Raw genomic sequence first — 17620 nt, 5'->3', positions numbered from 1 at the left:
ACCCCTGCAGCGATTCCGCCTTCTTCTTCAGACTGCGTGCACCGGCATACACATAAATTCTGGCTTTGCCCTTGCCATTGCGTGCTTCCTGGATCAGATTCTCGCCCGCTGAATTGCCATCAAACGCAATCACAACCGATGGTCTTCTTTCAAAGATCTCATAGTTAAAGCTCTTATACAGGGCTGCTCCGATCGTCTCTTGTGAGATCCGGATCTTCACATGATGTTCCCGCAGATGATGAATCTGGCCTTCTTTCAGACGTGATGGCACAAAAGCATATACCTCACAGCCATGGGCATGTTCAACAGCGTATTTTTCATAGGCAGACAGTGTGTGGCCGACCACCAGAAAATGGCGGGCAGGATCCAGCCGGCTCAATACATCCTGTAACAGATGCTGGGCTTCCGGCTGCACTCTGGTCTTTCTTTCTTCGGTATTAAAGCTGCCTCCGGCAATGATCACCGGGATTCTGTCCAAAGGCAGTGCATGAATCTGTTCTTTCAACATCATACGGCTGTCCTGCAGGCCATCCTGTATCAGGTGTACATCCGCCACCGGCAGTGACATCCGCTGCATAAAGTATTCCTGCAGGCTCATGTTCTGCAGCAGTTTCTTCTGCACATCCATCTTTCTTGCAAAGCAGGCAAGCTGCTTTGTCATCACATGCTCTTCTGCCATGCGCATCTGTCTCATTTCATCATGACTCAAATGCAGCAGTCTTGCCAAGGCAAGCTGTTCATCCATGCTGTTGGTGCCATAGATGCCGGCACCATCGGTCCCCTGTACGCAGGCAATGCCATTTGCCAGATAGGTGCGCAGCGGATGACGGGAAATGGTTGTCAGGTTGTTCAGACGGACATTGCTGGTGATCTGAAACTCCAGCACAATGTGATTGTCAGCCAGATCTTTCAGCAGCTTCTTTCCCCGTTCACTGTTCAAAGCAACGGTATACAGACCATGGCCAAGACGCATCTCAGGCATCTTCTGGCCTGGAGCCAGACAGTCTTTGACGCAGGCAATCGCATGGCTCATGTTCACCTTCAGAGAATCATTCTCACCGGCATGAATACGGATGACAAACCCATCTTCCCTTGCAGCAATCTGATCAATAGCCTTGAACAGCGGTTTCAGTGTCTGGATATCATTGATTTCTTCCCCGACAAAGTCACACCCGGCCACATAGGGATCAGATGCCACCGCTGAAAGAACAGACAGGTTCTGGATGAGATAGTTCTTTGGCATCTGCTCAATGCCCTGCAGAGGAATCCGGCGCATGGCAGCCAGGAAGCGGATTGTTACGCCGGTTTCCTGCATGATCGCAGGCATAGCCTCATGAACTTCTTTAAGCATGTCAAAAGCACCCGGATTCTTGACCAGGGTTGTATCACTGATTTCGGTGTAGGTCACACCCTGTTTCTGATAGGTGCGGCCAATCCATAACAATTTGCTTTGAAACAAGGAGAAATGCGCATAGCGGGGATCTTTCTGATCCTTGCGCATCTGCAGCACATTGTCCCGCACATCTCTGTCCGGAATCTTTTCACAGTCATGCAGAACAATCTTTTTCTCACACGGGACACCCTTGGCAAAGACATAGCGGTATTGATAGACCTTTTCCAGATTGGTGAAGACGGCCTGGCCGTCCTTCAGAATAGACAATGAGATCCGGATTTTGACAATGTTAGCCTCGGCATGATCGAGATTGTTCAGGATCAGGTCTGCAAAGTTCAGATAGGTCATATCCTCTGCCTGACGGGCTGTTCTGCCCGCTTTATTTCTGGCAAAGGTATCCAGCAGATACTTCATCTGTGCATCATTGACTTCCAGATTCAGCTTGCGGATCAGATACAGCGGATAGCGGATCTGATGGGCAATGCCAAGGGCAATCAGGGTATCCGGACTCAGATTGGCATTCATATGCGTATGCAGATCACTGTGGAACTTGCAGTCCGCAAATACATACGTCTTGAAGATCGTCTCATAGGCTCCGTATTTATACTGCTTGGTCTGTGACATCAGTGTCTTGGCAATGGCCGGCACCGCAGCTTTGCATTCAATACGGCCATCCGGGTAGATATTGGCAATCTTGGTATCAGCAAGGCGCAGCACATAGACAAGTTCATTATTGCCATCCACGTAACATGGCACTTCCCCGCGCATCACCTGCAGGCCGATGTTGTTTTCGTAAAGATCCGCCTTGCACAAATGGGCAAAGTTTCTGATCAGATTGCCCGTGTGATGATTAGGCGTAGAAAGCTCATAGTACAGCCTGCCATCCTCTGCCATCTGCAGAGAGACAATCATATCTTTTTCCTGATCCAGAAAGAAATAGCCAAAGTCCTGCATATTCACCTCTGCTGCATCTTCTTTGATTCCTGCTGCAGATAATCATTCAGTTCCTGCACATACAAAGTTCCCATCTTGGACAGCGTGTTGTCTTTGCGGGTAATATAGCCGATCTCCATCGTACTGTTGGGATTGTTGGCATCCTCATAGGGAACTGCCACATAGTCATCACCATTGAGCTCTTCACAGATGATGCCCGAGCACAGTGTATAGCCATTGAGGCCGACCATCAGATTCAGCATCGTCGCACGGTCATTGGTACGGATGATGCGCGGGTATTCATTGGTCGAAAGAATCTCTTCCGAGAAATAAAAGGAAACGTTATCGCCCTGGTCAAAGCTCAGGCAGGGATATTTCTGCAGCTGTTCAAAGGAAATGGACTTCTGCTTAGCAAGCGGATGATTGCGGCAGATATACACATAGGCTCTGGCATCAATCAGATGATGAAAGACCAGATTGTTGGTCCGCAGCAATTTGGTAATTACCGGCCGGTTGAAATCAGACAGATACAGAATGCCGATCTCACTCTTGACACTGGCCACATCAGAGATCACTTCCCTGGTCTTTGTCTCCATGATGGCAAACTCATACTTGGACAGATCAAACTTCTTCACCATCTCGACAAAAGCTTTATCCGCAAAAGAATAATGCTGGGTGGAGACAGAAAACTTGATTTTGATATTGGAAGTATCTTCGTAGCGCTCCAGAAGGTCTGTATACTGCTGATAGACCTGGCGGGCATACTGCAGGAACTCCCGGCCGTCATTGGTCAGCGTCACGCCTTTGCCAGTACGGTTGAAAATCGTAATGTGCAAAGACTTCTCCAGCTCCTGCAGGGCACTGGTCAAAGAAGGCTGTGACACATAGAGCTGCTCCGCTGCCTTGTTCAAAGATCCCGTTTCTGAGATCACGATTGCATAATGTATCTGCTGTATCGTCATGTACTATCCCTCTTTATGAAAACAGGAAAGGTTTCCCCTTCCTGTCAGAATGATGCTTCAATCTCCTTGGCTGCTTCGATGCCATCATGAATGGCCGCTGCCACCGTCTTTGGCCCAAGATAGGCATCCCCGCACACATAAACCCGCTCATGATCACTGAGGTGGCTGGCAGTCGTATGCAGACCATCCAATGGCGCAAAATCAACCTTCTGACCGATCGCAGGTACAACAAGATCACATACAATCTCATAATCACTGCCAACGGTCTCAATCGGTCTTGCCCGGCCGCTGTCATCCGGCTCTCCCAGATGCATCTTCACGGCATGAACACCAGTCACTCTGCCCTTCTCATCCAGAGACAACGACTTGATATTCTCCAGGAAAGCAAACTTCACGCCTTCCTTTTTCGCATCTTCAATCTCATCATGGTTTGCCGGCATCTCCTTCTCAGAGCGGCGGTAGATCACCGTCACATCATCCATCAGCCGGATCAGGCTGCGGGCACAGTCCATTGCCACATTGCCGCCGCCCCAGACAACCGCATGGCGATACTTCGTATGGTATTCTTCCTGCAGATGCAGAACATTCAGATCATACAGCAGCGAAAGGCCAGCTTTGCAGCCATCACCCTGCAGGCCATACGTATTCTCCGACTGGGCACCAATGCCAGCCAGAATACGGTCATACTCCTTCAAAAGCTCCTCTAAAGACACATCTCTGCCAACCATCGTACCAAAGTGGAACTTCACGCCTGCTTTGGCAAGGTCACTGTGGATTTCCTGCAGATACGACTTGTCAAAACGATAGGAAGGAATCCCGCTGAAAATGGCGCCGCCGATCTCATCCAGCGCTTCATAAACTTCCACATGGAAGCCTCTGCGCACCAGATACTTTGCGGCCGCAAGATTGGCAGGACCGGCACCGATCATCGCAATGCGATGACAATTGGCACTGCCGCTGACTGTCTCATCAAAGCCGGAATCACTGATGGCCATTTCCAGCGCATGAATCTCCACCGGGACAGAACGGATTGCCCGCACGCAGTGTCCCTGGCACTGTCTTGCATAATCACAAAGACGGCATGTCAGCTGCGGAAATGGATTCACGCCATACAGGATTTCTCTGGCTCTGGCCATATCATCTTCCTTGACGGCCTTGATATAGTCCCGGATATGATTATGCACCGGGCATCCTGTTTCACAGCGCGGCACCGGGCAGGACAAACAGTACGCCGCCAGTTCTTTTGTATGTTCTTCAATCATGCTTTTTCCTCTTTGTATTCAGACTCCTGTGCACGGTGATATCCAGCTTTGCCAGTTCCTCATTCACTTTCTGCCCATAGGCAAGAATCTCTTCGGCATGGGAATTGTCTGACAGCGCATCCATCAAAGCAGCCTGATAATCCCGCTTGTGAGCATCATTCAGCTTATGCCAGGGAATATCCGACATATAGGAAATGATGCGGCGGTCCATCGGCAGCTTCCCCTGCATCAGAAGCACCGCAATCACCGGATAGCCAGGATATCCCTGCCAGTAGGTTGCCGGATCAGAAGAAGCATATGCCTCATCCTGCCAGCGCACTGTATACTCTCTGGCATCATCACTGGAATCCACCTTTGCCTCGTGATCCCCCATTGTCACACGCTCATCCGCAATCGCCGTAAAGGCCTCAAACACCTTCTGTGCCGGCGGCATTTTCTTCAGCATCCCGCATCACCTCACTTACGGCTATTATACACTGAATGCGATGATCCCTCAAAAGCACGGTTCAGCCATCTGCCCCTGCCAAGCCGGATCAAAAAGATCAGCCCTCTGAAAGTAAGCTCCACTGCCATCCCGATCCATACACCGTGCAGGCCGTACTGTTTTGACAGCACCATGGCCAGCGGAATGCGCACACCCCAGATACTGACAAGATTCATGATGCCCGGCACCAGTGTATCCGCTGCCCCGCGCATCACACCCGAAGCGGCAATCGATGCCGCAAACCACGGCTCTGCCAGCAGCTCAATCCGCAATACCGAAGCCCCCAGCCTGCGTACATCTTCCACTGGTGTCAGAAAGGCAAAGACAAATGGGCAGAGGAAATACATGGCAAAACCAGTCATGGCCATGATTGCCATTGCCATCAGCGTACTCAGCCAGCCAAAGCTTTTGGCAAGCTCTTTTCTTCTGGCACCAACAGCCTGACCAACCAGCGTTGTCGCGGCACTCTGGATGCCATAACCAGGCATATAGCAGATGGATTCTGCAGTCACCGCAAAGGAATTGGCCGCAATGGCATTGGTGCCAAGCGGTGCCACAATCCGAGTGGAAAACACCTGGGCACTGGTCATCGCTGCCTGCTCCAGTGCCATCGGCACACCGATTACCGCCGCCTCATGCAATGTATCATGATGCAGCTTCCAGCTGCCTGCTTTCAAAAGGGACAGAGTGGAAGAATGCATGATGGCAATAAAGACACCGATCACCGCACACACAAACGAGAAGGCCGTACCAAGTGCCGCACCCATCACGCCAAGGCCCGCACCAGGCATGACAACAGAAGCGCCAAAAAGAGAAATCTGGCGGGCAGGAAAGATCAGCAGGTAATTGAAGAATACATCCAGTACACACATGATGGCCGACAAAAAGCCCGGGATTTTCATACTGCCGGTGCTCTGCAGCGCACTCTGGCCAAGATAGAACATCATCCTTACCGGCACAAACAAGGCAAAGACAAGAAAGTATGCCGTGGCATCATGCCACAAAGATGTATCTGCGCCAAGCCAGGCAGGCAGATGGAAAGAAACAAAAGAGCCCAGACCCGCCAGCACCAGTGAAATCAGCAATGATACCACGATGCCCTGGCGCAGGATATCACGTGCTTTTGCCTCCTGCTTTGCACCAGACGCATGGGCAATCTGCACACAGAAGCCAGCCGCCGTTCCCATGACAAGGCCGCCAACCAGCCAGGTCGAACTTGCCACAAGACCAATGGCAGCACTGGCAGAAGCACCAAGACTGCCTACCATCGCCGCATCAATATACTGCATGGCAATCTCTGAAATCTGGGCAAGAATGCCAGGCAGAGAGAGTTTCCATACCACTTCCATCTTTGCGCCAAGAGGCAGCGGATGATCCGCATCCATTGCCTTGCGCAATACATCTTTATCTGTCATAACAGTTATTATAATACCCATACACCAAAAAGCAGTATGGAAGAACTATGCAGTCTGCATACAGCGCATCATCAAAAAGGTTCTATCCCGGAACCTGATGATATTTCGATCAGCTGTGCAGGAATTTCATTCGAAAAAAAAGCAATGCACAATCATGTGCACTACTTTGACATATCAGTTTGTATGAATTTCTCCTGCCTTCTGCAGTGCTGTCTTGGTTGCGATCGGACCAACGATCTCATAGACAAGTGTTGCGGACAGGATGACAGTCAGGATCTGAGAGCCATACTGCGGCAGCTGTGTCACAGCCAGGGTTGCCATACCAATGGCGACACCAGCCTGCGGCATCAAAGCCCAGCCAATGCCATCTTTGACAACCTTCGGGCACTTGCGGATAGTCGCACCAAGCCAGGAACCGAGCCACTTGCCGGAGAAACGAGTGATGATGTAGATCACGCCAAGCAGGCCAACCTTTGGCAGTGAGAACAGATCGAGCTGGGCACCTGAAATAACGAAGAACAGCATGAACAGCGGATATGTCCAGTCATCCACAGAATTCAGGATACGCTCCGCATCACTGCGCAGGTTGACATACACAGCACCGAGCATCATGCACATCAACAGTGAGCTCAATCCGAAGTGATCGGCAATGGCAACGGCACAGAATACCGCAGCGATGCAGATGGACATCCGGTTGGTATGCGAGTGGAACCAGCGGTGGCTCAATGCAACAAGGAAGCCAAGACCAGCACCAATGGCCAGAGCCAGAATGATTTCCAGCAGCGGTACCAGAAGTGTATTGACAACGGAGAATGCCTCACCATTGGCAATGCCCTGGGCAATGGAAATGGAAATGGAGTAGGCAATCAGACCCGTCGCATCATCGGCTGCGACAACCGGCAGTAAGACACTTGTCAATGGACCGGATGCTTTGTACTGACGCACAACCAGCAGGGTTGCGGCCGGTGCAGTAGAGCCTGCCAATGCACCAAGCACGAGGCACTCAGCCGGCGGGAAGCCACAGACAAGGGTAACAATATCGACAAGAATAACAGCGCCGACTGACTCAAACAGCGTGACAACCAGCACGGTTGCGCCAAGCTTCTTCATATCTTCCAGACGGAACTGATCACCAATGGAGAAGGCAATGAAGCCAAGTGCCACTGAAGTAATCAGGCCGAGTGAAGAAACTGTGTCTTTGCTTAATAAATGCAGGACACACGGGCCGATCAATACACCGGCGATCAGGTATGCTGTGACATTAGGCAGATGAACAAGCCGCGTCAGTCTTGTCATCAGCAGGCCGGCACACATGGCCAGGCCAAGATATAACAGGACCGTCATGCTCAGTGACTGTCTGTCCCTTCACAGCGGCTCACAGGCAGCACGAACATGACGCCGGTATTCGGCAGCCTGAGATCTCCTGACACCTGATGCACAATATCAATCGCCTGCTGAACCTGATTATCTTCCAGCAGTACAAGAATCATCTTGTTCTGAGGACGCTCTGGATTCAGAAACTGGCGCAGACCGCCAAAAATAGCAGGGGCATTGACACTGTCCGCATTGACAGCCGCAAGCATGCCTTCACAAGTAACAATGGAAGCACCATGAATACCGGCAGCCATCATCTTATCCATGATGGGTGTAACCGTCTCTTCATGATTTGTAATATGAACTAACAGTTCCATCTTCTATCCCTCTTTCCGATGCCCATTATAGGCTTGTACAACAATTCTGACAAACAAAAAAGGAAGGCCTGCACCTTCCTTACTGTCATCAGTCATCAAGCTTGGACTTGAGATCCTCAATATCCTTCTTCATGTTCTCAATGATGTTCTTCTTCTGCGCAGCTCTGCGGTTGAGATCCTGCTCTTCCTCAAAGTCATCCGTCTCATAAACTCTCTCTTCCAGACGGTTCACCTGCTCACGCATATTGCGGATCTGCTCATCCTTACGGTCAATCAGAGACTTGAAGCGGGCCTGAGACGCATCATGCTTGCCATTCCAGAACACATCCTTGGCAGCCTTGAACTCATCCCACAGACGGTCATTCTCATCCTTGCCGGAATAGCCAAGCTTCTTCCACTCAACATCCAGCTGCTTCATCTCATCTGTTGTCTCACGGCTATAATCATTTCTAGTCGCAATTTCCTTAGCCTTCTCAATCAGAGCACGCTTGGCATCAATCGACTCCTTGCGCTGTGCATCACGCTCCTCATAGAACGCTCTGCGCTTTGTAAAGAACTCCTGACGGGCTGCAGAGAACTCCTTCCACAGAGCCTCATCTGTCTCATGGCCGGCACTCTTGACAGCCTTCCAGCTGTCCATCAGAGAATTCATCAGATCGCCGGTTGCCTTATAGCTCTTGATATCCTTGACGGCATCCTGTGCCTTGGCAACAAGCTCTTCCTTCTTGGCCTTGTTTTCAGCACGCATCTTATCCAGATTGTCAAAGTATTCATCCTTGGCAGCGAAGAACTTTCTTCTGGCATCACGGAATGCTGTATGCAGCGCACTGTCAGCAGCACCGGCGCTTCCCAGCTCATCCCACTTATCCTCAAGCTCTCTCAGCTTTGCCTGGCCAGCCTTCCACTCCTGGGCATCAGCCAGCTTGGCAGCCTCATCAACGAGCTCCTGCTTTGCCTTGGTATTCTCGGCAATCACATTCTTGTTCTTCTCAAACTCATCAGCCTTGCGGTTGAACCACTCATTATACTCGGCATCCTTGGCTGTTCCCCAGTCCTCAACACCAGCATATGCCTGCTTCAGCTCATCCACCCTGGCTGCATTCTCTTCACTAGGCTGCAGATCATTGATCTCCTTGCACAGTGCCTGCTTCTTGGCAAGATCCGCTTCCATATCCTCAAGGGCATGATCACCATGGCTGGTGCCATACTCAACTTCACCGCCCTCGGATGCTGGATGCTTCAGAGTGAACATGACGTATCCTTTCTCATTTTCGATACCGAACCACTCTCCGTGTCCGTCATCCTTGCCAGCGACCGGTACAGCCGCATTTCCGTTTTCATCCTTGGCGCCATACAACACGTCAATGACCTTTCCGCCAAATGACTTGCGCTCCTTAATGGAAATGTTGGCATACTTCTCGTCGTAACCAGGCAGTGTTTTCCAATCCATACTTTTTCCTCCCTCGCGAATATGGAACTGTTGTCAGTTCGAAACTAATCGGGCTCTGCCGCCCGAATCCACCCGCTTATTTTACATGAATCCCGTAGTAATGGGAAGAAAAACCGGTTTTTTCCGCAAAAATCATCACCTGTGACAAACCTGCACGTGGTCCAGAACAAGCTTTTCCAGATCCATCGGCAGATGGCGCAGACTGCGCGGAGCCCGCAGGCCGATACTCTTCAAAAAGGTAAGGTCAATCTGGCCGCGCCGATACCGCTGTACCACATGAAGCACCATCTCTTTTACGTCCACTGCAATCACATCAAACTGGTAGAGAATACAGCCATATGGCTTTGCATAGTACAGATACACACGGTCACGCAAAAGCACATTTCCATCCTTGTGCCAGGTGATCTCATCACAGTTTTCCAGCGCGCCAATCACATCATACTGCTTTGGATTGGCGGGCAGCAGCCATGCATGGCATGCAGGGCCTCCGGAAAGATCACTTGCGTTCTCTAATAAAGAGAGGATGCGTGCATCACTGATCGCATCATTCAGCTCCAGAGATACCCAGCGCTGCTGGTTCATATGCCACGCCCGGCCAAACCCCTTCTCTTTCAGCAGATTCTCTTTATCATCCGTGCGGAATACCAGAATCTCAGTCTGCGTATCACCGCCGCCGGGAAACACTTTGGATCGGATAACAGGGGAAATAAACGCAAACCATCTGCCGTCTTCATGATGGAAAACACCAATGGAAGGATGTTTGGCAAACAGATGATCAATGGAGATCTTCAGGTGATCCTGCACAAGAGCAATGATGCGTCCTGTCTGGGCAAGCTGATAGCTGCGCTGTATACAGCAGGCATTGCGGATCAAAAGCAGTGCAGACAGAAAGGCTTTGCGTACCTGATCAACATACGTGCCCTTTGTACCGGGTACGTACAATGGCACAAAGCGCTCTTTGCTTTCCGCATCGATGCAGTCTGCCCGCAGCTGGCTGCCATCCGCCTTCATCCTGATCAAAAGACCGCTGCCAAGATCCTTTTCATACACAAGGGTCTGATCGCTTTTTACAAAGCCATATGCCACAGCTTTCGTTGGATCGATCTGCCATCCTTCCAGCAGATCCCATCCGGGGAACGTATTCATGCCATCTCCTGCACACTGGCAAACTGTGCTTCATACAGCTGTTTGTAGAAGCCGTTTTCAGCCAGCAGCTGCTCATGCGTGCCTCTTTCAATGATCATGCCGTCCTTCATTACCAGAATCAGATCCGCATTGCGGATCGTAGAAAGACGATGGGCAACCACAAAGGTTGTACGGCCTGCCATCAGCCTGTCAAAGGCATCCTGAATCTGGATCTCGGTACGGGTATCAATCGAAGAAGTTGCCTCATCCAGGATCAGCATCTGCGGCAGGGCCAGCATTACTCTGGTAATGCACAGCATCTGTTTCTGACCTGCAGATAGTGTATCTTCGGTAATCTGAGTATCCAGGCCAGCTGACAGCTGCGAGATAAAGCCCCAGGAATGGGCCTCTTTGCATGCTGCGATCATCTGCTCTTCACTGGCATCAGGATCAGCCAGAGCCAGATTCTCCCGCACTGTGCCATTCTTCAGCCAGGTATCCTGCAGCACCATGCCCCACTGCTGACGCAGAGAATGCCTTGTTACATTCTGGATATTCTTTCCATCCACCAGAATCTCGCCACGGTTGACATCATAGAAGCGCATTAACAGATTGATCAGCGTCGTCTTGCCGCAGCCCGTCGGCCCAACCAGCGCAATATGCATGCCCGGCTTTGCTTCCATCGTAAAATCACGAATCAAAGGCTTAGATGGATCATACTGGAAGTACACATGATTCAGCTGTACATGTCCTTTGACATCGGATAATACAGCATCTTTCTCTGCCGGTTCCGGTTCTGTCTCAATCAAAGCAAAGATCCGGTCTGCACATGACAAGGCATTCTGCATCTCGGTAATCACACTGGAAATATCATTGAACGGCTTCATGTACTGATTGGCATAAGCCAGCAGCACGCTCAGACCGCCGACGGTCAGTCTTCCCTTCAGAATCAGAAAACTGCCGGCAAGTGCCACAATGGCATAGATCAAGGAATTCACGGCCCGTGTGCACGGATTGGTCAATGAGGAGAAGAAGATTGCTTTCTGCGCATAATCCTGCAGCTCTTCATTCACCTTCCGGAAACGCTTTGATGCTCTTTCCTGATAGCCAAAGGCCTGCACCACCCGCATGGAGCCGACCATCTCATTCAGATAGGCTGTCTGATCCCCTCTGGTCTTGTTTGCTTTCCGGAACATGCCATAGGCACCGGAGGCAATAAACTTTGCGACAAGAAATGACAGCGGTGTCAGAATCACTACCAGCAAAGAGACCTCAACGGACCTGGAAAACATGAAATACAGAGTGGCAATGATCATAATGATGCCGGAGAACAACTGGGTCATGCCATTGAGCAGGCCATCAGAAAGGGCATCCGCATCACCGGTCACCCGCTGCACAATATCACCGGAACTGTGGCTGTCCAATACGCTTAACGGCAGCTTCTGGATCTGCCGCATGGCCCTGGCCCGGATCTCCTTTACAGTCTGATACACAACCCGGTTATTGATGATATTCATGATGCCGGTCAAAGCAGCACTTGCCACAATGACAAGAACCGCCTGTTTCATCATGATGGCAATACGGCCAAAATTGACATTGCCCTTGCCCACGATCTCATCAATGGCCTTTCCAAACAGAATCGGCACATACAGCTGGCCAATGACGCTTAATCCTGCCAGTACAAGAGATGCGAAAAGCAGGAAGCGGTATCGGCCGATATACTGCATGACTTTGGCAAATGTTTTCCTTGAAGAATCCCTGTTCATGCGGCTGCCTCCTTCCGGTTCTGCGATGCTTCAATCTCCTGATATACCGCACAGTCTTTCATCAACTGTTCGTGACTGCCAAGGCCCACCGGCTTTCCCTGATCCAATACAAGAATCGCATCGGCCTGGCGCACCGCACTGATGCGCTGCGAAATAATCAGAGTCGTTGCCTTCACACTGCGCAATGCCTGCCGCAGACGGGCATCCGTGGCATAGTCCAAAGCGCTGGCAGAATCATCCAGGATCAGCAGTTTTGGCTGTTTGACAAGCGCTCTGGCAATGGTCAGGCGCTGCTTCTGTCCACCCGAAAGATTGCGGCCATTCTGCTCAACCATACTGTCAAGCCCACCAATCTTTCCTTGCACAACATCCTTTGCCTGAGCCCTCTCCAGTGCGTTCCAAAGCAGGTCATCATCCGCACCTTCATTGCCAAGCTTCAGATTGTCACGGATCGTACCGGCAAACAATTCTGCTTTCTGCGGCACCACACCAATCATCTGTTCCAGCTGTGCCTGGGGATAGCTGCGCACATCCTCACCTTCCACTTTGACAGATCCAGCGCTGACATCATAGAAGCGGGCTGCCAGATTCACCAGCGTACTCTTGCCGGCACCAGTACCGCCGATGACGCCAAGCGTACCGCCCCGCTTCAATGTAAATGACACATCATGCAGTGCCTCTGCCCCGCCGCCTTCATACACAAAGCTGACATGATCAAAGGCAAGTACGGTATCCGGATCAGACGGCTGCACCGGTGCTGCTGGATACTGCATGCCAGGCTGGATGGCCAGCACATCTTCGACGCGGCGTGCACAGGCAAGTGCCTTATTGATGGAAATGATCAGATTGGCAAGCTTGATCAGCTCCACCACAATCTGGGCCATGTAGTTATACAAAGCAACCAAATCACCCTGGGCAAGAGAGCCAAGATTTACCTGAATGGCACCGCTTTGCAGCAGCACAACCGTTGCCAGATTGATCAGAATATAGGTAGCCGGATTCATCATTGCACTCAGATTGCCGGCTTTCTCATTCAGCCTGGTCAGATGATCATTGGCGGCATCAAATGCCTGTACTTCTTCCTTTTCACGGCAGAATGCACGAATGACACGCACACCCAGCAGATTCTCACGCACAACAGACAATACCCTGTCCAGTGCTTTCTGTGCTCTGGCAAACAGCGGCATGGACGCATACATGATGCCAAAGACAACCAGGGCCAGCAGTGGGATGACAACGGCAAAGATGATGGCACACTTCACATTGATCGTGAAGGCCATGATCATGGCACCAAAGACAATGAACGGACTGCGCAGCAATAACCGCAGGGCAAGATTGTAACCAGTCTGCACCTGGTTGATATCCGCGGTCAGCCGGGTGATCAGCGTATCGCTGCCCTGTTTGTCAAGATCGCTGTAAGACAGTGTTTCGATATGATCAAACAGTGCCTGGCGCAGATCTGTGGCAAAGCCGACACTTGCTTTCGCTGCAAAGTACTGGGCTGTGATACTGAACCCAAGTCCAACCGCTGCCAGCACCAGCAGAAGAATAAAGCAGCGGATCAGGAAGCTGGCGTCATGAGTGCCGATGCCGCGGTTGATCATCGCTGCCACAACCAGCGGCACAAACAGATCCAGCAGCGCTTCCAGCAGCTTGAACAGCGGTGTCAGGATACTGGCCGTACGGTACCTGGCCAGATATTTTCTCAAGTTAACCATCGTATTCCCCTCTTCTTCTGTGCCATGGTACCATTGATCTCTTATAGCAAAGATATTATTATCATTCAAAGCTATATTATTTTTATATAGGAGGCTCCATGGAACTGAAACAACTGTATTACTTTGTGACCATTGCCGAAGAAGGATCTGTATCCGGGGCGGCCAGAAAGATCCACATGTCACAGCCACCTTTGAGCACACAGATCAAAAATCTGGAAGAAGAGCTGCACACCACATTATTGATCCGTCAGGGACGGGGTATACGTCTCACCAAAGATGGCGAGATACTGTACCAGCATGCAAAGAAGATGCTGGCGATGGACAGTGATATCCATCAGCGCCTGAAGCAGCACTCGCATGCACCAGAGCCGATCTCCATGGGCGTGATCTCTTCCTATGAATGTGATTCCTTCTACAAGGGACTCGATCAATTTCACCAGCAGTATCCCCACATTCCATTGATCCTGCATGAAGCCAATACATACGATCTGCTTGATCAGCTCCATGAAGGCACCATCTCCCTGGCCTTGATCCGCACACCCTATCCGGATCAGGACCTGGATGCCATTGAAATCAGCACCAGCCACATTCATGCCGTCTGTCAGAAGAAGATGGACATCGAGGCATCGCTGACTCTGCAGGATCTGTCTCACTATCCCCTCATCCTGTACCGGCGCTGGGAGAACCCGATCCGGGAAGCCTGCAACAATGCCTTCATCACCATTCATCCCATCATGGTATGCGATGATGCAAGAACATGCCTGCAGTTTGCCAGGCACATGGATGCCATTGCCCTGGTGCCGGATACCTTGCCGATTCCCTATCCTGAACTTGGCAGCAATCACATACCGGATCTCAGGCTGACCAGCAGCCTGCGGCTTGTCCACCGCAAAGGCAGGCTGGATCAGAATGCGCAGCGCTTCTGGCAGTGTTTTCAGAAAATCAAAGCAAAAACAGCGCAGGCAAGTCAAAAATTGTAAGCGCTATCACTTGTAAATAGATTCGCAAAGTCTCATAATGAAGCCAAAGGATTCAAAAACAGAGAAAGTCTGAAAAAGGCACAATCAGGCAGATCATTCGCCTGTTGACAATAGCAGCAGCCAAAGAAAGGGGAAAAACATTATGGTTTGGTGGCTTATTTTTCTGCTTGTGGCAATTCTGACACTTTGCTACATATTCTACAATTACAACAACATCCGGAAACTCCCGGAAGGCACAAAGGACATGGCCGACATGGCTGCGATCATTCGATCCGGTGCCAACACATTCATTCGCACCGAGTTCCGCTCCATCGGCATTGTCACACTGATTATGGCCGTTGTCTTCACACTGTTCATTGAAAAGACATCCGGTCTGACCTTCCTGCTTGGTGCCCTGATGAGCTCAGCAGTATGTATCATCGGCATGAAGTCGGCAACCTACGCCAATGTGCGCACTGCCAACAAAGCAAAAGAGACCCTGTCAATCGGTGCCACGGTCAAAGTTGCCCTGATGGGCGGCTCCATCTCCGGCCTTTCCGTACAGGCCTTTGGTACGATGGGACTATTACTGGTACTGATGATCTTCAACGGTGTCAGCCATACATCCGTTGGCCAGGGCCTATTGCTGTCAGTACCGTGCAATGCCAGTGTCATGCGCATCACGACCTATTCCCTTGGCTGCTCGCTGGTAGCGATGTTCAACCGTGTCGCCGGCGGCAACTATACCAAAGCTGCAGATATCTCCAGTGACATTCTCGGCAAGATCCGCCACGATCTGCCTGAGGATGATGCCCGCGTGCCAAACACCATCGCCGATTTCATCGGTGACAATGTCAATGATATTGCCGGCAACTGCTCGGATCTGTTGGAATCGTATGTTGCCTCCATCGCAGCCGGACTGATGATCTCAGTCACCAGCTATGAAACAGCCGTCATTCTCAAAGAGACAAACATCACCGAGGCAACTTTCAATGCCACGACCCTGTTTCCCGTGACACTGGCAGGTGTGGGACTGTTCTCCTGCCTGCTCTCCATCATGTTTACATCACTTCGCAATATGAAGGATGATCCCGAACACGAACTGGACCTGTCTAACTGGATCGCCGCCGGTCTGACCGTCGCCCTGTCATTCTGCACCTGCATGTTCCTGTTCAAGGATGTCCCGCTCTATGATGAATTCCGTCTTGGCTGGATCTCACCATGGATCTCTGCCCTGCTTGGCATTGCGTCCGGTGTTGCCATCGGTTCCATCACGGAATATTACACAAGCACAGATTACAAGCCGGCAAGACAGCTGGCTGAAATTGCCACTGAAGGAGAAGCCTTCGTCATCACCAAGGGTGATGCCCTTGGCTCAAGAAGCTGCCTGCTGCCGATTCTGATCATCGGTATCTCTCTGTTCTTATCCGGCGTACTTTGCGGTACATACGGCATTGCCATTTCCGCATTGGGCATGCTGTCATTCGTAGGCGCAACCGTCTCCATCGATGCCTTTGGCCCGATCGCCGACAATGCCGGCGGCTTTGCAGAAAGCTGCCACCTGGATCCGGAAGTACGTGCCATCACGGATAAGCTGGATGCCGTTGGCAATACCACCGCTGCCATTGGCAAAGGCTTCGCCATTGGCTCTGCTGCCTTTGCGGCTGTATCATTGATCGTTGCATACGTTGCCAACTACACCGCAGCCGATCAGGTACCGGTCCTCAACATTGCCAGCTATATCGTCATCTCCGGCGGTATCATCGGCGGTGCCCTGATCGAATACTTCTCTGCCATCCTGACCGACAATACGATTGAATCTGCCCGCCTGATGGCCGATGAAGGAGACCGCCAGCTCTCTGTCAAAGGTGTGCTGGAAGGCACGGTAAGACCGGAATACAACAAGATGATTGAGATGGCTGCCAACCAGGCATTAAAGAAAATGATGATGCCGGCTATTCTCGCCATCATCATCCCGATCATCGGCGGCTTCCTTGCCGGTGCTGAATTTGTCGGCGGCCTGCTGATCGGTGCCACGATCACTGCCATTCCAAAAGCCCTGTTCATGGGCAACTCCGGCGGTGCCTTCGACAATGCGAAAAAGTTCATTGAAGCCGGCGGCATCAAAGGATGCGGCAAAGGCTCCCCTGCCCACAAGGCAGCCGTCACCGGTGATACTGTTGGTGATACAAGAAAAGACGTCGTCGGTGTTGCCCTGGATATCTTCATCAAGATGATGTCCACCGTGGCAAACACACTCGCCGTCGTCTTCAATACCGTACATCTGATTCACTAATCCAAAGAGAATGGAGAAATCCATTCTTTTTTTCATGCAAAAAGAGTAGGCGACAGAGTTAACTTCTGCCGCCCCTCATCAAACCGTACGTGCGCTTCTAACGCATACGGCTTTCCTTTCCGGTTTCATTGTTACAGTAAGATGGTAAAAAGACAATTAAAGTTAC

13 protein-coding genes are annotated in these 17620 nt (G+C 51.0%); 2 read left to right on the top strand and 11 right to left on the bottom strand.

Features of this window, described 5'->3' with window-relative positions; all coding sequences use genetic code 11:
• From MOZ60_RS10020 to MOZ60_RS09970, 11 genes are all read right to left on the bottom strand, one after another.
• Positions 1-2347: hypothetical protein (locus MOZ60_RS10020; RefSeq protein WP_370596556.1), on the bottom strand; the 2347-nt coding region annotated here is incomplete at its 3' end.
• A 2-nt stretch (positions 2348-2349) separates the two neighbouring features.
• Complete coding sequence (locus MOZ60_RS10015; protein ID WP_108774326.1) at positions 2350-3288, bottom strand: LysR family transcriptional regulator; 939 nt, start codon at positions 3286-3288, stop codon at positions 2350-2352.
• Between the two features lie 44 nt (positions 3289-3332).
• The gene (locus tag MOZ60_RS10010) at positions 3333-4550 is read right to left on the bottom strand and encodes an FAD-dependent oxidoreductase (protein WP_370596555.1); all 1218 of its coding nucleotides are present in this window, start codon (positions 4548-4550) and stop codon (positions 3333-3335) included.
• Positions 4543-4995: a UCP014422 family protein gene (locus tag MOZ60_RS10005; RefSeq protein ID WP_108774327.1), complete on the bottom strand. Its 453-nt coding sequence runs from the start codon at positions 4993-4995 to the stop codon at positions 4543-4545. Before MOZ60_RS10005 ends, MOZ60_RS10010 begins: the two co-directional genes overlap by 8 nt.
• Positions 4996-5006: 11 nt before the next feature.
• Positions 5007-6449, bottom strand: a complete 1443-nt coding sequence (locus MOZ60_RS10000; protein ID WP_370596554.1) for an MATE family efflux transporter — start codon at positions 6447-6449, stop codon at positions 5007-5009.
• A 174-nt stretch (positions 6450-6623) separates the two neighbouring features.
• Positions 6624-7793, bottom strand: coding sequence for a cation:proton antiporter (locus tag MOZ60_RS09995; RefSeq protein WP_277635377.1), 1170 nt, complete (start codon positions 7791-7793; stop codon positions 6624-6626).
• A 2-nt stretch (positions 7794-7795) separates the two neighbouring features.
• Positions 7796-8140 carry a hypothetical protein gene (locus MOZ60_RS09990; protein ID WP_108774330.1) on the bottom strand — a complete coding sequence of 115 codons (345 nt, stop codon included), beginning with the start codon at positions 8138-8140 and terminating at the stop codon, positions 7796-7798.
• An 88-nt stretch (positions 8141-8228) separates the two neighbouring features.
• Positions 8229-9590 (bottom strand): DUF349 domain-containing protein, encoded by a 1362-nt coding sequence (locus MOZ60_RS09985; RefSeq protein ID WP_370596553.1) that lies wholly within the window; start codon positions 9588-9590, stop codon positions 8229-8231.
• 135 nt (positions 9591-9725) lie between these two features.
• Positions 9726-10736, bottom strand: a complete 1011-nt coding sequence (locus tag MOZ60_RS09980) for an MmcQ/YjbR family DNA-binding protein (RefSeq protein WP_370596552.1) — start codon at positions 10734-10736, stop codon at positions 9726-9728.
• Positions 10733-12481, bottom strand: coding sequence for an ABC transporter ATP-binding protein (locus MOZ60_RS09975; protein WP_370596551.1), 1749 nt, complete (start codon positions 12479-12481; stop codon positions 10733-10735). The genes MOZ60_RS09980 and MOZ60_RS09975 overlap by 4 nt, the downstream gene beginning before the upstream one ends.
• Positions 12478-14199, bottom strand: coding sequence for an ABC transporter ATP-binding protein (locus tag MOZ60_RS09970; protein WP_370596550.1), 1722 nt, complete (start codon positions 14197-14199; stop codon positions 12478-12480). Before MOZ60_RS09970 ends, MOZ60_RS09975 begins: the two co-directional genes overlap by 4 nt.
• A gap of 98 nt (positions 14200-14297) precedes the next feature.
• Here MOZ60_RS09970 and MOZ60_RS09965 point away from each other — a divergent pair, with 98 nt between their 5' ends.
• Together MOZ60_RS09965 and MOZ60_RS09960 are read left to right on the top strand one after the other, a co-directional pair.
• A complete protein-coding gene (locus MOZ60_RS09965) occupies positions 14298-15179 on the top strand; it encodes a LysR family transcriptional regulator (RefSeq protein ID WP_370596549.1) in 882 nt (293 codons plus the stop codon).
• 142 nt (positions 15180-15321) lie between these two features.
• Positions 15322-17454, top strand: coding sequence for a sodium-translocating pyrophosphatase (locus MOZ60_RS09960; protein WP_108774337.1), 2133 nt, complete (start codon positions 15322-15324; stop codon positions 17452-17454).
• Positions 17455-17620 lie beyond the last annotated feature (166 nt).

It is taken from the genome of Grylomicrobium aquisgranense, from assembly GCF_033971865.1.
In the GTDB taxonomy this organism is placed as follows: Bacteria; Bacillota_I; Bacilli_A; order Erysipelotrichales; family Erysipelotrichaceae; genus Bulleidia; species Bulleidia massiliensis.
This window is presented reverse-complemented; position numbering and strand designations above follow the sequence as displayed.